Annotated in this window: 13 protein-coding genes; 2 read left to right on the top strand and 11 right to left on the bottom strand. The window is 43.1% G+C overall.

The genetic code is table 11. The annotated features are described in order from the left end of the window. Positions 1–20: 20 nt before the first annotated feature. From menH to PSF42_RS08965, 3 genes are all read right to left on the bottom strand, one after another. Positions 21–776 carry a 2-succinyl-6-hydroxy-2,4-cyclohexadiene-1-carboxylate synthase gene (menH, locus tag PSF42_RS08975; RefSeq protein WP_272679865.1) on the bottom strand — a complete coding sequence of 252 codons (756 nt, stop codon included), beginning with the start codon at positions 774–776 and terminating at the stop codon, positions 21–23. Continuing rightward, positions 776–2,449: a 2-succinyl-5-enolpyruvyl-6-hydroxy-3-cyclohexene-1-carboxylic-acid synthase gene (menD, locus tag PSF42_RS08970; protein WP_125891280.1), complete on the bottom strand. Its 1,674-nt coding sequence runs from the start codon at positions 2,447–2,449 to the stop codon at positions 776–778. Before menD ends, menH begins: the two co-directional genes overlap by 1 nt. 127 nt (positions 2,450–2,576) lie before the next feature. Further along, positions 2,577–3,902: an isochorismate synthase gene (locus PSF42_RS08965; protein ID WP_272679864.1), complete on the bottom strand. Its 1,326-nt coding sequence runs from the start codon at positions 3,900–3,902 to the stop codon at positions 2,577–2,579. Between the two features lie 740 nt (positions 3,903–4,642). Between PSF42_RS08965 and PSF42_RS08960 the strand changes: the two genes are divergently transcribed. Both PSF42_RS08960 and PSF42_RS08955 read left to right on the top strand, forming a co-directional pair. Then, positions 4,643–5,851 (top strand): alpha-xenorhabdolysin family binary toxin subunit A, encoded by a 1,209-nt coding sequence (locus PSF42_RS08960; protein ID WP_272679863.1) that lies wholly within the window; start codon positions 4,643–4,645, stop codon positions 5,849–5,851. 11 nt (positions 5,852–5,862) lie between these two features. After that, positions 5,863–6,846, top strand: coding sequence for an alpha-xenorhabdolysin family binary toxin subunit B (locus PSF42_RS08955; protein WP_272679862.1), 984 nt, complete (start codon positions 5,863–5,865; stop codon positions 6,844–6,846). 58 nt (positions 6,847–6,904) lie between these two features. Here the strand turns inward: PSF42_RS08955 and nuoN are convergent, their stop codons facing one another. Genes nuoN through nuoG form a run of 8 tightly spaced genes read right to left on the bottom strand, consistent with a single transcriptional unit; the run spans position 6,905 to position 16,861 of the window. Then, positions 6,905–8,365: an NADH-quinone oxidoreductase subunit NuoN gene (nuoN, locus tag PSF42_RS08950; protein ID WP_213912536.1), complete on the bottom strand. Its 1,461-nt coding sequence runs from the start codon at positions 8,363–8,365 to the stop codon at positions 6,905–6,907. A gap of 6 nt (positions 8,366–8,371) precedes the next feature. Next, complete coding sequence (gene nuoM / locus PSF42_RS08945; RefSeq protein WP_125891285.1) at positions 8,372–9,892, bottom strand: NADH-quinone oxidoreductase subunit M; 1,521 nt, start codon at positions 9,890–9,892, stop codon at positions 8,372–8,374. A 19-nt stretch (positions 9,893–9,911) separates the two neighbouring features. Further along, positions 9,912–11,753: an NADH-quinone oxidoreductase subunit L gene (nuoL, locus tag PSF42_RS08940; RefSeq protein WP_004259845.1), complete on the bottom strand. Its 1,842-nt coding sequence runs from the start codon at positions 11,751–11,753 to the stop codon at positions 9,912–9,914. Continuing rightward, positions 11,750–12,052: an NADH-quinone oxidoreductase subunit NuoK gene (nuoK, locus tag PSF42_RS08935; protein WP_004921109.1), complete on the bottom strand. Its 303-nt coding sequence runs from the start codon at positions 12,050–12,052 to the stop codon at positions 11,750–11,752. The genes nuoL and nuoK overlap by 4 nt, the downstream gene beginning before the upstream one ends. Continuing rightward, on the bottom strand, positions 12,049–12,591 hold the full coding sequence (gene nuoJ, locus PSF42_RS08930; protein WP_125891287.1) for an NADH-quinone oxidoreductase subunit J: 543 nt from the start codon (positions 12,589–12,591) through the stop codon (positions 12,049–12,051). Before nuoJ ends, nuoK begins: the two co-directional genes overlap by 4 nt. 12 nt (positions 12,592–12,603) lie before the next feature. Next, positions 12,604–13,146 (bottom strand): NADH-quinone oxidoreductase subunit NuoI, encoded by a 543-nt coding sequence (nuoI, locus tag PSF42_RS08925; protein WP_272679861.1) that lies wholly within the window; start codon positions 13,144–13,146, stop codon positions 12,604–12,606. Positions 13,147–13,160: 14 nt separating this feature from the next. Then, positions 13,161–14,138, bottom strand: coding sequence for an NADH-quinone oxidoreductase subunit NuoH (nuoH, locus tag PSF42_RS08920; protein ID WP_004912244.1), 978 nt, complete (start codon positions 14,136–14,138; stop codon positions 13,161–13,163). Beyond that, on the bottom strand, positions 14,138–16,861 hold the full coding sequence (gene nuoG, locus PSF42_RS08915; protein WP_213912535.1) for an NADH-quinone oxidoreductase subunit NuoG: 2,724 nt from the start codon (positions 16,859–16,861) through the stop codon (positions 14,138–14,140). Before nuoG ends, nuoH begins: the two co-directional genes overlap by 1 nt. Positions 16,862–16,949: the final 88 nt, after the last annotated feature.

The raw sequence follows: 16,949 nt of genomic DNA, 5'->3' as shown, positions 1-16,949 counted from the left end.
ATCAGATCCCTTTAACCACTTTATGATAAAAAACGATGAAGTGCAGCCGCATAGCCCATAGGGTTTTCCCGATGTGCATTATGCCCTGCATTTTCAATCAGCGTTAACGGCAAAGTATATTGTTGCGAAACGCTTCGAAATTTTTGGTCTTTTTCGCCACAAAAATAGCGATAAGGACAGGTCAATTGACGCAATTTGTCCGCTAGAAAAGGTTGCTTTGCTAATGATGTATTTTCTAGCATAACAGCAATACTCTGCGGATTATTTTGTCGACGTAATTGAATTAAACGTTGGCGCTGGAGCACCGACAAATCAGCAAATACCGTTTGTTGATACCAATCATCTAACACTTCGTCAATCGGCTCTGAACGAAAACGCTGGGCCCAAGCCGCATCATTAGCAGCGCGAGCAGTTCGTTCTTGTTCATTGGCTAACCCCACATTCCCACCTTCAATCACTAACCCTAATAGTCCGTTAGGTTGATAGTGACAGGCAAAATGCATCGCCAGCCGAGCGCCTAGTGAATAGCCAACCAAGTAATATTCATTAATTTGATGATACTGTAAAAGTGCGCTGAGTTGTTGATCAAAATCTGAAAAACCTAGGCAGGGTTCTGAATGAGAACCCCCATGTCCGGGTAAATCGACAGCTAACGATGGAAAAGCACCTGTTTGCTCAATCACCGGTAGCCAATCATCTGCACTGCCTAACAAACCATGCAACCAGATTATCCAAGGAGCGGATGAGGCAGAATGATGTCTCTGTGCGGATAACATTACAGATCCACAACTTCATTTAATAGTTGTTTTAAAGTACGCGCACCTGCATCACTTGCTACCTGTAATTCCACCAGCAAGGTGCCCTGTTGACGATGCCAAAATTGTTGTACGGTTTCTTTTAGTGTCCCCCAGTCTGTCGGAGCACAATATTGTAAGCCAAACATTTTCGCCGCTGGCTCGAAACTGACATTTTGCGGCATACAGTAATAATTTTGTCTTGCTTCATCTGGTGTAGGCAACATTGAGAAAATCTGCCCCCCATTATTATTCACAACAATAAGAACTGTCGGTGCGGAAGGTTCTCGCAATAGCGCCAAACTATTCAAATCATAGAGTGCAGAAATATCTCCAACGATAGCCAGTGTTGGCTGTGCGGTTGCTCGCTGAACGCCCGCCATGGTAGAAATCAAACCATCAATACCACTCGCACCTCGGTTACTATAAACAGGATAACCCAATGGAAGTTGGGCCAGTGCATCCACCAAACGGACAATTAAGCTATTACCGACAAATAATTGGCCTCGAAGAGGCAGCAGTTCAGGTAATTGGTGCGCCACCGCGGCTTCTGAAAACTGCTCATGCAAGTGTTGGCGCACGTGATGGTGCGTTTTTTGCGCTAAAGTCAGCAGCGATTCACACCACAAATTTCTCGGCTGTGCAGGATGGTTATCTAGCCAACCTTTAATGGAGCAAGTTAGCTTTCTTCCCATATGATTGGCTGGGTCTAACCGCTGAGGTATCGAATCGATAATCCAATACTCTTGCGGTTCACAATTGGCTTGCCATTGCAGTAACCGTTTTCCCGTTAAGCTTGAACCAAACTGAACGACTAATTCTGCCTGCTTTAAAATATGTTGAGTATCAGGGCGTTGAAGCCATAAATCGGCACAAGGGTATGGTTGTCCCGTTTGAGAGAGCACATCACCGATGACGGGCCATCCGAGTTCTTGAGCCCATTTGGCAACTAACTCACCTTCGCTCGCAGTCATTCGTCCCGCAATCACAATGCCTTTTTTCTGCCGCCAAAAATACCAATCTGCAACTAATGCAACAGAATGCGTTAATGGCTCGGTTAACCACGGATGATTTGAATTCCACCACTCTCCGAGTGTTTCCTGCCATGCATCTTCCCCGTCCATATCACCGTACAAGGGTTCGGCAAAGGGACAGTTAATATGAAATGCACCATGGTGTAGTTGATTCATGCCATTATCAATCGCTGTTACCAACCACTTAGCTGAAATATCTTGTGTCGGCCTTGGTAACATTAATGCTTGAGTAGGATGGGAAGCAAAAATATGGGTTTGTCGAATAGCTTGATTAGCACCACAATCAATCAATTCAGGGGGTCTGTCTGCAGTAAGAAAAATAACTTTCTCACCAGTTAAACCCGCTTCAATCAAAGAAGGATAAAGGTTTGCGACTGCCGTACCAGAGGTCACAATCACCCCTACAGGCTCACGACTGGCTTTTGCTAAGCCTAGCGCTAAATGCCCTAAACCACGCTCATCAAAATGGGTATGGCAATGCAATTTCCCATGGCTAATGGCAGCGAGGGTCAATGGTGTCGAGCGCGAGCCCGGCGCAATACAGATATGTTTCATTCCGTGGCGAGATAGTGCTTCAATTATTACTTCAGCCCAACGGAGATTAAAAGCAGAATTCGACATAATATGCTCAGCAAATTATTAGTTATCAATTAGTTTAGACTGGCTGAAAGAAATTTCTTGATCTCAGAACAATTTTTGGTGAACTAATTGAAATAAAAAGAAAATAACCATTTTTATTTTATGGTTTTTAGTTATTTCCAAATAAAGACATTAGCCCAGCAGCTTTATTCTCAATTTCTATCCACTCTTGCTCTGGGTCTGAACCACTGACAATGCCAGCGCCTGAATATAATGAGACATGGGCTCCCTCTATCTGTGCACAACGTAGAGAAACTGCGAATTCACTTTTATTTAAGCTAATAAACCCACCTGTTCCTGCATACCAACCACGAGAAAACGGTTCATTTTCTGCTAAAAATTGCCGTGCAACCTTTCGAGGCAAACCGCAGACCGCCGCTGTGGGTTGGAGACGCTGCAAACAATCGCTATCAGAAGGGCTAACTAATGTCGCAACAATTGAGCGGTAAAGGTGTTGAATTTTTCTCAAGCGGATCACTTTTGCCGACGATACATCAACCCCTGTCACTGCTCCTTGTAATTGTTGGCAAATATCATCAACAACCACTAAATTTTCATGTTGGTTCTTTTTATCTTCCATCAACCATTTAGCGTATTCCGCTGCGACCATGTCATCAGGGTCATTAGCGACGGTTCCTGCTAAAGCCTCAGAGTTCAGTTGTTCGTCTTGACGTAAGTATAAACGTTCGGGTGTTGACGAAATAAAACCTGAATGTGCGTTGAAGGCCATCATAAAATGGTAACAATGATGATTCACCTGCTGGCTTTGTGCTAAAAACTCAGCAACCGCAATTGGCTTAGACAGGGTGAGTTTTGTTTCCCTGGCCATAACCACTTTTTCCATTTTTCCTGACTTCATGTCATCAATAGCGCAATTTAATAAACGGCACCATTCATCATGCGTAGGAATATGTTCCTGTGCAGTAATATCGGCGTCCAGTGTCAATGTCTCTTGAGAAGCCGATTTTACTTGCTGTAAAAGATGGATAGCATTTAAGCGATCTTCTTCCCCTTCTATATTGACACTAACGCTAATCGTCGAACGCAACCGATGAATTTCAATTCGAGGCAAAAAACAAAAAGTTGCTTGGCGTTTTATCTCTTCAGGGATTCCATCTCCAACAGCATTCCAACCATTAAGCCCCCATAGGCGCATCTCTGGCACATTCGGATATTGTGATAAAAAAGCTTGTGCTGTATCTATCGAATCAAAGGACTTAACCATTCCAAGAGCGCTGCATTCTTCGGCTCCCGTCCGTTGATACCAGTAAAATTGAGGGTAGATTTCTTGTGCCGATAGCCATGAAAGACCAGGGAAAGTAGTTTGCGCATCTAACTGCCAGACAAAACGAGTATACGCTTTGGTGTTTAGTGTCAATGTAGACAAATGGTCCAAAATTTCAGTTATCAATCGATCAAATTTTTTATAGTTCACTTTAGATTCCCACTGCTACATCTCACAAATTCACTACGCGTTATTATATAGCGCAATACAAATTTTTAATACATTGATGACTAACAGTAAATGCTATGTCACTCATTCCGCGCTAAAAGCCGAACCCCGGCAATCAAAAAATTATTTATAATATTTCACTATTTTAGTACTTAGAACCCAATTGACGATAGCCAAGAACAACTACGTCAAAACAAACCTGTTTACACACATAGTGACCTTCAGGCTATTGATAGTATAGCTTATTATATATATTGCACAGTATTCTATTCATTTAATTAATGTGAAATGTGATTTCATCCCTTTTATTCATTTTTATTTCCTAAACTGCTTGTTTTTCACCCAAAAAAAATTCCATTTTGAAACGCAGTTATTGTTGTTCGTCAAGCCAATACGCCATGAAAAGTCTATTCCCCCAAAAGAAATCCATCTTGTATTTTAATTAACATGATATTTCTATTGAGCATTTTATTTAGTATAAAAATAAATGATTTATTAATACATATAAATAAAAATAATATTTTAAACATATACCAACCTCTTCAAGTGCTATTTTTTAGCTCTGTTTTTCATTTTTTAGTATAAAACTTTCAGTCATTTTCTAGTAGGTTAACAAATATGAAATTTATATTTTCATTTACAATAAATAGACACTTCAAGCATACAAGATTGCTAATGAAAATTAGCACACTGTCTTTAACTTAATTAACATGGAATTTAAAATGAACACAAAAGAAAATTACGACAGAATTATTGAAAAAGAACATATAGGCCATACAACTATAGCCTTATTAACGAATCAAGATGTACTTTCAACCCGTGAAGTCGGTATTTTCACATTAGAAGATTTAATGAGTATACGTCGGCACATTTACTTTTCCCTCTCTTTACCTTGGAAAAAAAAGGACATTCTAAAATGGTTTGGCATTACCTCATCAACCACTTTACCCATAGATACAGACGAATTAATTAATACTATCATCAACATTCGAGATCATGCCAACACCTGGGACAATGTCGAGCAACATGTTAAAGAACAATCTATTAACCTATCACTCGTTAGCCGAAACATAACTCAAACAGGTGGGCAAATTATTGAATATATAAACCACATGCCTATTTTGAGAAGAATATCAGATAGTCTGAATGACATTAATGAAAATGAGTTAGATCAAATATTTTATCAAAATGATGACCAACAAATAGCTACCGAACTAATTAATATTTTGCAATTAATTAAAGATGATATTAAAGATCAATCCATTAAGACAAGTAATATTAAAAATATCATTTCAGATTTTAGGGTACATATTACAGGAGGATACCTCTCTAATTATCAACATGTTGAATCTTTATTATTTAATATTAAAGGGTTATATAAACAGCTTGAACCTGCTAATAGCGAAAATACAGATACCTATTTACAAGAATCACTGAAAATGAAAAAACAGGAGCTACAGCAACTAGAACTAGAGTATTCACACTTTGTGAAGCTGAGTTTCACTGGCTTAGCAGGTGGTATTATTGGACTCATCATCACCGGTGGTATTTTCGGCTCTAAGGCTGAAAAAATTCGAGCAAGAAAAAACGAAATTTTAACAGAAATAACATCAATTAATGACCAAATCAACAAAGAAAATTTTGTCAAAAAAGTTATCTTTGACATTCAAATCAATCTCCACAAAATTGATGGTCTTTTTAAAGATGCCCGACTCGCTGTTGACCATTTAGACTATATGTGGCTCGTTCTTCTCACTGAAATAACTCAATCAATCGAGGTTTTCAAAAAAATTAATAATGCAGACAAACTTATTCAATTCATCACCCATTTTAAACGGGTGATTGCATCATGGCATACCATTCAAGAGTACTCAACACACTTAATAAAATTATTTGATGAAACACAACTAAGTAATACCCCTCCTCAATAAAAGGTACTAATATGCAAGATAAGCTAGACTTACCCATATTGCCCCCGATTGATATTTATCAATTAAGGAATATGTCAAATGAAATTTCCGCATTTAATAAAAATATAATACATTATGATTTTATCATCCACGGTAAAATACAAAAAATAGCAAGTAAAACCTTTAATATTAATGAGACTATCAGAAACTCGATACCAAAGCTAAAAATAAAATTGAATTACATTTTAAAAAGTGAATTAAATAATGAAAATACAAATATTCCAGAGGGATCTTTAGTCACAAGTTTTATTGAGGATTTAACTGACTTCAAATTAGAACTGGAAAGAATAATCACTAAATTCAGTTATACCACTGATTCTTTATCACTCATTCACCTAGAAGAAAGCAATCAACATAAATTACATCAATATGCTGAGCAAAAAGAACTTCTCGTCACATCTAAAAACAATAAAACCTTAAAGATAAATGAAATCAACCAACAACACTCCGTTATTACCGCAGCAGAAGATATCATCTTAAAATCTAAAATCACGGATTTTTTAAAAAAACATTTATTAAACGATGAATTAATTGATTCAATTGATATGCCAATGAATAAAAAACAAATATTAAAATCAGCTGTTGCCTTTATTAAGAATTTATTATCAGTCATTGATGATGGTTTAGAGTTTGCACAGCTTGTCGAGGTCAGATTAGATTTAGGAAACCAAATTTTAGAGTTAAAAGAAGAGGTTAATCACATTGATAAAACGATATTTAAACTAGCCCAACTCATGTTATTAGCTGACCAAATAACAATCATAGACTCACAAAAACTGTCAATTATCACTCAGATAGGTTTAATTAAAGATTATTGGTCGGAATGGTGTTATTTCATTAATGAAAAATCGTCTGAAAAAACATTGAATATTCAAGAGGTCAATATGGCAAGTCAAGTACTTATGTCATTCCTAGATGACATGGAATATCAATATCAACGCCAGTTACCTGATTAAAAAAAAACCGGCTACTCTAAAGTAACCGGTTTATTAACAATAGTATTTTTTGGAGCTATTAATTAAGTACAGCAAGCGCTGTTGATGTCATATCAATAAGGGGTTGTGGCCACACACCAAAGACGATAACCGCAATGGCGCATATAACAGCAACCACTGTCCCTAGCGTGGCTTTTTCAGGGCCTGTATAACGTTCTGCATGTTCTGCATCACGGCTATATAGGCTAGCCATAAAGCGTAGGTAGTAATATAAACCAATTGCACTACCAACAACGACAGCACCTGTTAACCACCATAACTCTGCATTCACCGCGGATGCAATCACATAGAATTTACCAATAAAGCCTAATGTAATTGGAATACCCGCTAGTGATAGCATCATCACCGTCATTACCGTTGCGAGAACAGGTTTATGCCAGAACAGCCCACGGAATGCACTGAAATCATCTTGGTCATCACCACGGTAAGGGCTTGAGATGATACTCACAACACCGAATGCCCCTAAACTCGCAAATAGATAACCCACTAAGTAGATTGCGATAGTGACTTGCGAAGCGACCGGATCGATACGAAGCGCAACCAGAGCAACCAATAAATATCCCATATGTGAGATAGATGAGTAACCCAGTAAACGTTTTGCACTTTTTTGCGTGATAGCCAGTAAGTTACCAAACAAAATAGAGGCTATCGCAATTACTGAAATGACAATCGACAATGTATTGCTATTGGTGATTGGTGCTTCCAGAAAGATACGTACTAATACGGCAAAGATAGCGATTTTACTGCCCGTTGCTAAAAAGGCTGACACTGGTGCAGGAGCACCTTGGTAAACATCAGGTGTCCACAGTTGGAATGGAAACAGTGACAGTTTAAAGCCAAAGCCTACAATGAGCATACCGAAACCAATCATCACCAATGGTGCGTGAATTTGGTTATCAGAAAGACTTTGACCAACCGCAGCAAAACTTAAACTACCCGATTCTGCATACAGTAACGCAATTCCAAATAACAGGAATGAAGACGCTGCTGCAGATAGCAGCATGTACTTGATCCCAGCTTCTAATGTGCGACTGCGCTCAAAGGTATAGGCAACTAAGCCAAACAGTGGCAATGAAATCAGTTCAATACCGATAAACATCGACGCCATATGGTTTGACATAGATAACAGCACACCACCCGCCACTGCAATAGCAACGAGCAAGTGGAACTCATCTCTATTATCACCAAAACCTTCTAACCAGTGGTAAGCAAAGATAGTCGTTCCGATACCCGCTATCAGGACTAATGCACTATAGAACAGCGCAAAGCCATCAACACGGATAAGCGAAGTCACATCCATTAGGTAGCCGTCGGCCACCCAAATGAGTGAAAGCAACGCAATAATAAAACCAGATACTGTCAGCGCGGCACTGGTCAGGTGATCGCGTCGCCACGCAATGGACAGCATCACAACCACTGCCGTCAACCCGACGATCATCAGTGGCAGTATTGCGATCAGTTCTTGAGGAGTTATTGTCATGGCGAATTACAGCCCTAATGTTGTAAGTGAAGCAGAATACAGGTTATGCAATGTTTCCATAGAACCCATTGATGTATCTAAAATGGGTTGCGGATAGAAGCCAATGATAACCAGTAAAGCAGCCAGAGCCAGCAGCACACCAAACTCACGCGCCGTTAACCCTTTCATTTCTTTTTCTGATTTTGGTGTGCCGTAGTAAGTCTGTTGCATCATCCACAGTGAGTAGATAGACGCAAACACCACACCAAAGACCATAATGCAGGTCACTAACGTGAATTGGCTGAAGCTACCGAACAGGATCATGAATTCACCAATAAAGTTACCTGTACCTGGCATTCCTAACGTTGCCGCAGCAAAGAACAGGGACATTCCTGGTAACCATTTAATGCGTTTCCATAATCCACCCATCATACGCATATCACGAGTTTGTGTGCGTTCGTACAACTGACCACTAATAATAATCAGGGCTGCACCGGACAAACCGTTGGTGATCATCTGAACCACCGCACCTTGGTAAGCCAAGGTTGAACCCGCGTAAATAGCGACTGTCACAAACCCCATGTGGGATAAGCTACTGTACGCCGCCAGACGTTTAATATCCGTTTGTTTGAACGCCAACCATGCACCGTAGAAGATACTGATCACACCCAACGTCATCGCCACTGGCGTGAACTGGATAGAGGCTTCAGGGAACAGAGGCAAAGTAAAGCGTAACAGACCGTATGCTGCGGTTTTTAACATGATACCGGAGATATCTACAGAACCCGCTGTTGGCGATTGTTCCTGAGTATCTGCCATCCAACCATGAAATGGAACCAGTGGCATTTTAACGGCAAAGGCGATAAAGAAGCCTAACATCAACATAAACGCAACGTTGCTAGAGAGCTCTGCTCCCAGCAGTTGGTTATAGTCGAATGTTAATACACCTGAAGTATTGTAGTTTGCTAGTGCCAATCCAATGATGGAGACCAGCATGATCAAACCACTCGCTTGCGTATAGATGAAGAACTTAGTCGCAGCTTTGATATGTTGTCTGTTTTCTGACCCTTTGTGTCCCCAATTGGCAATCAGGAAGTACATTGGGATCAGCATCATCTCCCAGAAGAAGAAGAACAAGAACAGGTCAACCGCGGTAAAAATCCCCATCACCCCTGTGATAATCCACAGCAGGTTAAAGTGATACGCACCTTGGTTCTTCTGGTTTTCACTCCAAGAGCTCAGAATCGAGAAAGCCCCCATGATAGCCGTTAATACGACCATCAACAGTGATAAACCGTCAATTGCTAAATGAAAGTCAATTCCCAATGACGGGATCCACGGCATCAAGAAAACAGATTGCCATTGTGGAATACCTTGTGGATTAACAAGCGAGTAATTCCCTTGTAACCACAATTGCACGGAAAGTATCAATGTTATTCCCATCGTCGCCAGTGCAATCCAACGCGGTGCGCGATGACTGAACCGGTCAGCCTGCCAGCTTAGCAGGCCTCCGATGAAGGGAATGAGTATTAGCCAGGGTAATAGCATGGCGCAATGTGTCCCTTAATTAAACCAAAAGCAGCAGAGCAAGAATCAGCACTGCACCCAGCCCCAACGAGGCAACATACCAACGGATTTGGCCGTTTTCACTCACTGCAAGCCCTTTATTTGCCCAACGTGAAAGATGTGCAGGGATATTCATCAGAGAGTTAATCGGATCGCTTTCCAGTAGCCATGCAATACCTTTAAACGGTTTTACAAAGACTACGTCATACAGCCAGTCGAAGCCCCACGCTTGATACCACCATGCGCTGAAGAAACGACCCACTGCAGTTTTTGCGATAGCATCGACTATGGAACGTCTAAACAGGTAGAGGAATACCGCAATCAACAGACCTGCGATAGCAAACCCGCCAGAAATCGCTTCGAGTAAGACTTTACCGTCTTCACTGCCAGCCGCTTCTGCAGGGAATACCCCTTCGAGTGGTTGGTGAATTAATGCACCAACAAACGTTGCAAGGATAGCCAAAATACCCAGTGGTAATGTGTGAGTGATGCCTTTAACCTTATGCGCTTTGATTTTTGCTTCACCGTGGAACACGATGAAAATCATACGGAAGGTATAAATTGCGGTCATTAATGCACCGAGGATACCGGCCCACAACAATACAGTTTGTCCATCAAGCTGCGCACCCCACAAAATGGCATCTTTACTGTAGAAACCAGCAGTAAACAGTGGCAATGCTGCCAGTGCGCTTCCGCCAATCAACATCACAGCGTAGATAAATGGAATTTGCTTACGCAACCCACCCATTTTGAAGATATTTTGCTCGTGGTGGCATGCCAAAATAACCGAACCCGCTGACAGGAACAGCAACGCTTTAAAGAAAGCATGTGTCATCAGGTGGAAAATTGCAGCATCCCACGCCTGTACACCGAGTGCCAAGAACATATAACCGATTTGGCTCATGGTGGAGTATGCAAGTACACGTTTGATATCCGTTTGAACCAGTGCAGCAAACCCAGCCAGTACCAATGTCACCGCGCCCACAACGCCAACTAAATGTAAAACTTCTGGCGCTAATAAGAACAGAACGTGAGTACGAGCCACTAAGTACACACCGGCCGTTACCATGGTTGCGGCGTGGATCAATGCTGAAACTGGCGTAGGACCCGCCATCGCATCTGCCAACCACGTTTGCAATGGTAACTGTGCTGATTTACCGACTGCGCCACCTAATAACATCAAGGTTGCCCAATTGATCGCACTCGAACCTTCAGCAAATTTCTGAGGTGCTAACACCGCCATTTCGCTGAAATTCAATGTGCCAAGCTCATTCCACAGAATAAACATACCAATGGCGAGGAATACGTCACCGATACGCGTTACAAAGAACGCTTTCATTGCGGCTTTACCGTTTTCTGGATTGGTATAATAGAAACCAATCAACAGGTAACTGCACAGCCCTACCCCTTCCCAACCGAGATACATCAGCATCATGTTATCAGCGAGGACTAAGACCACCATACTCGCGATAAACAGGTTAGTGTAAGCGAAGAAACGTGAGTAACCCTCCTCGCCACGCATATACCAAGAAGCGTATACGTGGATAAGGAAGCCCACACCCGTTACCACACCTAACATGGTCAGTGACAGACCATCTAACATTAGGGTGAATGGGATATTAAAGGTACCGACAGACATCCAAGTCCAAAGTGGTTGGATGAAAACGCTACCTGCGTCTTGAGCTAAAAATTCATTGCCAGCATAGAATGCGACGATGGCCGCTAAGCCGACCGACCCCGCACCAATAATGGCCGAAACGTTTTCTGACCAGCGTCCACGGGAGAAGGCTAACAACACCGACCCCAGTAAAGGCAACAGAATAGTTAAATAGAGTAGGTTCATCCGCGCATCTCACTGACTTTATCAATATTCAGGTTCTGACGATGACGATGGAGTTGCAGTAACAACGCCAGTCCAATACTCGCCTCCGCTGCAGCCAGTGCAATTGCCAAAATATACATAATTTGGCCGTCTGGTTGCCCCCAGAAACTCCCTGCAACAACAAATGCCAGTGCAGTTGAGTTAATCATGATTTCCAGTCCGATCAGCATGAAAAGCAAGTTACGGCGAATAACAAGACAGCTAAGTCCCATTACAAATAAAATTGCCGCTAAAATCAGACCATGTTGAAGAGGTATCATTTTTGCTCCTCCGCATTACGGTCACTGACAAGATCAGCACCGTTTTCTTTACGGTCACGTCCAACGTGGAATGCGACGACTAGACCCGCTAGCAGTAGCAGTGATGCCAATTCGACAGCCAGAACATACGGCCCAAATAGGCTAATTCCCACTTCTTTCGCACCAATGATGGTTCCCTCAATGCCTTCTTGATAAGACAACGAGGTAATGCCGTAAACTAAGATAGCCAGTAAAACTGCGGATAACACCGCAGGGCCAATCCAGTTTTTTGGCGTCAACCAAGCGCGCTCTTGTTCTTGAACAGAACGCCCTAAATTGAGCATCATTACGACGAACACGAACAGAACCATAATGGCACCTGCATACACGATGATTTCCAACGCCCCAGCAAAATATGCACCTAGGGAGAAAAACACCATTGACAGAGCCAGCAGAGAAACAACCAGATACAACAGTGCATGCACCGGATTTGTATTCGTTATCACCCTTAAAGTTGCTAAAATGGCAACTAGACCGGCGATATAAAATGTAAATTCCATGAATATCGCTCCTTATGGCAACAGGTCTTTGACGTTAATCGGTTTCGCTTCGTTATCCGCTTCACCTTTGTCTTTACCTGCAATCGCCATACCCGATTTACGGTAAAAGTTATAATCAGGATATTTACCCGGACCTGAAATCAACAGGTCATTTTTCTCGTAAACCAGATCCTGACGTCTCCAATCGGCCATTTCAAAATCAGGTGTTAATTGGATTGCCGTCGTTGGGCAAGCCTCTTCACACAGACCACAGAAAATACAGCGCGAAAAGTTAACGCGGAAAAATTCAGGGTACCAACGGCCATCTTCATACTCGGCTTTTTGCAATGAAATACAACCCACTGGACAAGCAACCGCACACAAGTTACACGCAACACAACGCTCTTCACCGTCAGGGTCGCGCGTTAACACGATACGCCCACGGTAACGGGGTGGCAGATAAACCGGCTCTTCTGGATACATTTGCGTTTCGCGTTTATCGAACGCATGGAGGCCGACCATCCAAATACTACGTACTTGGGTGGCGAAACCGACCAATAACTCTTTTAATGTCATGGTTCAATCACCCCTTACTGAGCGTTGTATAAAATCACTGCTGCAGTACCCAGCAGATTAAGCAGTGTCAACGGCAGGCAAATTTTCCAACCGAAAGACATCACTTGGTCATAACGTGGACGCGGTAAAGAGGCACGGATCAAGATAAACATCATCATGAAGAAGCCCGTTTTGATAGCAAACCACAAGAATGACGGCAGGAATGGACCATGCCAGCCACCAAAGAACAGCGTCACAATCAGGGCTGAAACCGTTACGATACCGATATACTCACCGACGAAGAACAGACCGAACTTCATCCCTGAGTATTCAACGTGGTAACCATCCGCAATCTCTTGCTCTGCTTCGGGTTGGTCAAACGGATGACGGTGACATACCGCAACGCCCGCTATCGCAAAGGTCACAAAACCAAAGAACTGAGGAATAATGTTCCACATGCCTTCTTGGGAGTTCACAATATCAATCAGGTTGAATGAACCTGCTTGTGCAACCACGCCCATTAAAGAAAGCCCTAAGAACACTTCGTAACTCACGGTTTGTGCTGACGCACGCATCGCACCTAATAATGAGTATTTGTTGTTACTTGACCAACCGGCGAATAACACCGCATACACCGCCAGACCTGCCATCATCAGGAAGAATAAAATCCCGATATTCAGGTCTGCCACGTGCCAAGTCGGGCTGACAGGCACAATAGCGAACGCGAGGAATAATGAACAAAATGCAATAACGGGTGCTAGTGTAAAGATTTTCTTATCCGCAAATTGTGGGATCCAGTCTTCTTTAAACAGCATTTTGAACATATCCGCGATTAACTGGCCCATCCCAAATGGGCCAACGCGGTTTGGACCATAACGGTTCTGGAACAGACCGAGAATACGGCGTTCTCCCAGACTCATGTAGGCCCCACAAGTCACAACAACCAATAAAATGACGACAGATTTAAGGATGGAAATTAACACTTCCATCACTTCAGGCGAAATCCAATCCATCATGCTCCCCTCCGCAGATTATTGACTGACACGCCAGCCATTGAAGGTGCGATACCCGGCATCCCTAACGGTAAGCCAATTTGACCTGTAGACAAGTGATTGCTGAGGCGTACAGTCAAGTTAAATGCTTGACCTGCATAGCTAAACTCAGCGTTAGTCCCCGCTGACAGGCCGAGTGACGCAGCATCTTGCGTGTTCAGCATGATATATGGCTCTGGCATACGCTCTTGGATCACCTCTGAACGCTGTGACATTTCATCACTGCCGAACAGGTGGTAATAAGGTGCGACAACCCACTGCGCTTCGCTAGCTTGATAAGCCGCTGGAATTTCAGTGAAGTAAGCCAATTTACCTTCTGTTGAATTGAACAAACGGATACCTGGGTCACCAAATAATAGATGTCCCCCCACTTCGGCTTGGAATTTGTTCCAGGCTTGCGGTGAGTTCCAACCTGGTGCCCATGCAAATGGAATTTGCTGGCGTGGCGCGGTTGGGCTGTTGTTCCCTTCCATTGAGAAAGCAAATGGAGAATCAATATCTTGCGGTTGACGAGGCTCATGGACAGATTGATTTGCTAGCATCGCTGTACGACCACTGTAACGATGTGGTTCACGCGCCAGCTTTTGACCTCGAATACGGAAAGATGCTTTCGGAGCAGCATCCACCATACCTGAGAATTGTGGCATGGCAGCAACGCAATCCGCGATAACGTGGTCCAGTTGAGACCAATCTGCATCACGCTCTTGCGCTTCAGTTTGCAGTGAATGCATCCAGCGCCAGCTTTCGTTCATTACGATAGCTTTGTCGTAATACGTTGGGTCGAAGACTTGGAAGAAACGTTGTGCACGACCTTCTTGGTTAATCAACGTACCGTCTGCTTCAGCAAAACTCGCTGCTGGCAGAACTAATGTTGCTTTATCCATGATGTCAGTTTGCTGATGATCCGCAACAATCAAGTGACTCAATTTCGCTAATGCACTATTGACGGCATCCACGCTGCTATGACGGTACAGGTCGTTTTCGATAACGACAGCCACATCGGCTTCATTTGCTTCAATACGAGCTAATGCGCTGTCTAGTGGTTGTGCATTCATCATTGCCAGACCGAAGCTATTGGCATGAGACGCTAAGTAAGATAACCCAACATTCGCACCTTTCGCTTTCAGTGCAAATGCCACGTTAGCGGCCGCTTGGATCATTGCCTCGCTTGCACTGTGGCTACCACTAATAATTAATGGTTTTTTCGCGCCCGCTAATGCCTGAGCAACGGTTTCCACTTTGGCTTTTAAGTCTGCCGGTAAATCATTCACCGCAGGGGCTTCGCCGTTAATCATATTGGCGATAGCAAAGCCAAAACGCGCTTGGTCAGCAACTGGTGCACGGTAATTAAAGGCAGCCACATCGTCTAAACGAGTATCATCAACGTTGGTGATAAACAGTGGGTATTTTGCATGTTGACCAATATTCATGATTGCCGCGATTTGCCAGTCAGCCACTTTCTGTGCTGCCGCCATTTCACGAGCTTTGCCTTTCACTGCTTGACGAACAGATAACGCCATACGTGCGCCTGTCTGAGTTAAATCTTCACCCAATACCAGTACCGCATCATAGCCTTCCACTTCACGCAGTGTTGGGGTATAGATCCCCCCATTTTGCAAAATGTTTTGCATCAGTGCTAAACGGCTTTGCTCACCCGCAGAAATACCTGAGTAGAAGTTTTCTGCGCCGACTAACGCACGCAATGCATAGTTGCTTTCAACGCTAGCACGCGGCGAACCGATACCAATCATTTTTTTCGCTTGATTGATAATTTGCGCACCACTTTGCATCGCTTCGATAGCCGAAATCACGTTCTTAACGCCATTTTTATTGAGTACGGCTTGGCGAGGGCGGTCTTTACGGTTGACGTAACCATAACCAAAGCGACCACGGTCACACAGGAAATAGTGGTTTACCGAGCCGTTATAACGGTTTTCGATGCGACGGATTTCACCATAACGCTCACCCGGGCTAGTGTTACAACCGATACTGCACTGTTGACAGATACCCGGTGCAAATTGCATATCCCATTTACGGTTATAGCGCTCTGAATGGGTTTTATCGGTGAATACCCCAGTAGGACAAACTTCAACTAAGTTACCGGAGAATTCGCTTTCCAGCGTACCGTCTTCAGTACGACCGAAATACACATAGTTATGTGCCCCATAAACCCCTAAATCCGTGCCATCTGCGTAATCTTTGTAGTAACGAACACAACGATAACACGCGATACAACGGTTCATTTCATGACTAATAAATGGACCGAGATCTTGGTTAATGTGAGTCCGTTTCGTAAAACGATATTTACGCATATTATGACCGGTCATCACCGTCATATCTTGTAGATGGCAGTTACCGCCTTCCTCACAGACTGGGCAGTCATGAGGGTGGTTGGTCATCAGCCATTCCACGACACTTTCACGGAATTGTTTGGCTTCTTCATCATCAATTGAGATGTAAGTCCCTTCCGTTGCGGGTGTCATACAAGACATTACTAGGCGACCGCGAGTGTCATCTGCGTTCTGATACTGCTTAACCGCACACTGGCGGCAAGCGCCAACGCTTCCCAGCGCCGGATGCCAGCAAAAATAAGGAATATCTAGCCCGAGAGAAAGACAGGCTTGTAACAGGTTTTCAGACCCGTTTACGTCATATTCTTTGCCGTCTACATATATTGTAGCCATAGTCAGCATGCTTCCCAAAGGCCCGCATAAAGCAGGCGTTAATCAAAAATACGTTCTTCGTGAAAAATCTCTTTAGCGGTTGCTCAAT

The organism is Providencia sp. PROV032 (genome assembly GCF_028484875.1).
GTDB classification, from domain to species: domain Bacteria; phylum Pseudomonadota; class Gammaproteobacteria; order Enterobacterales; family Enterobacteriaceae; genus Providencia; species Providencia rettgeri_E.
This window is presented reverse-complemented; position numbering and strand designations above follow the sequence as displayed.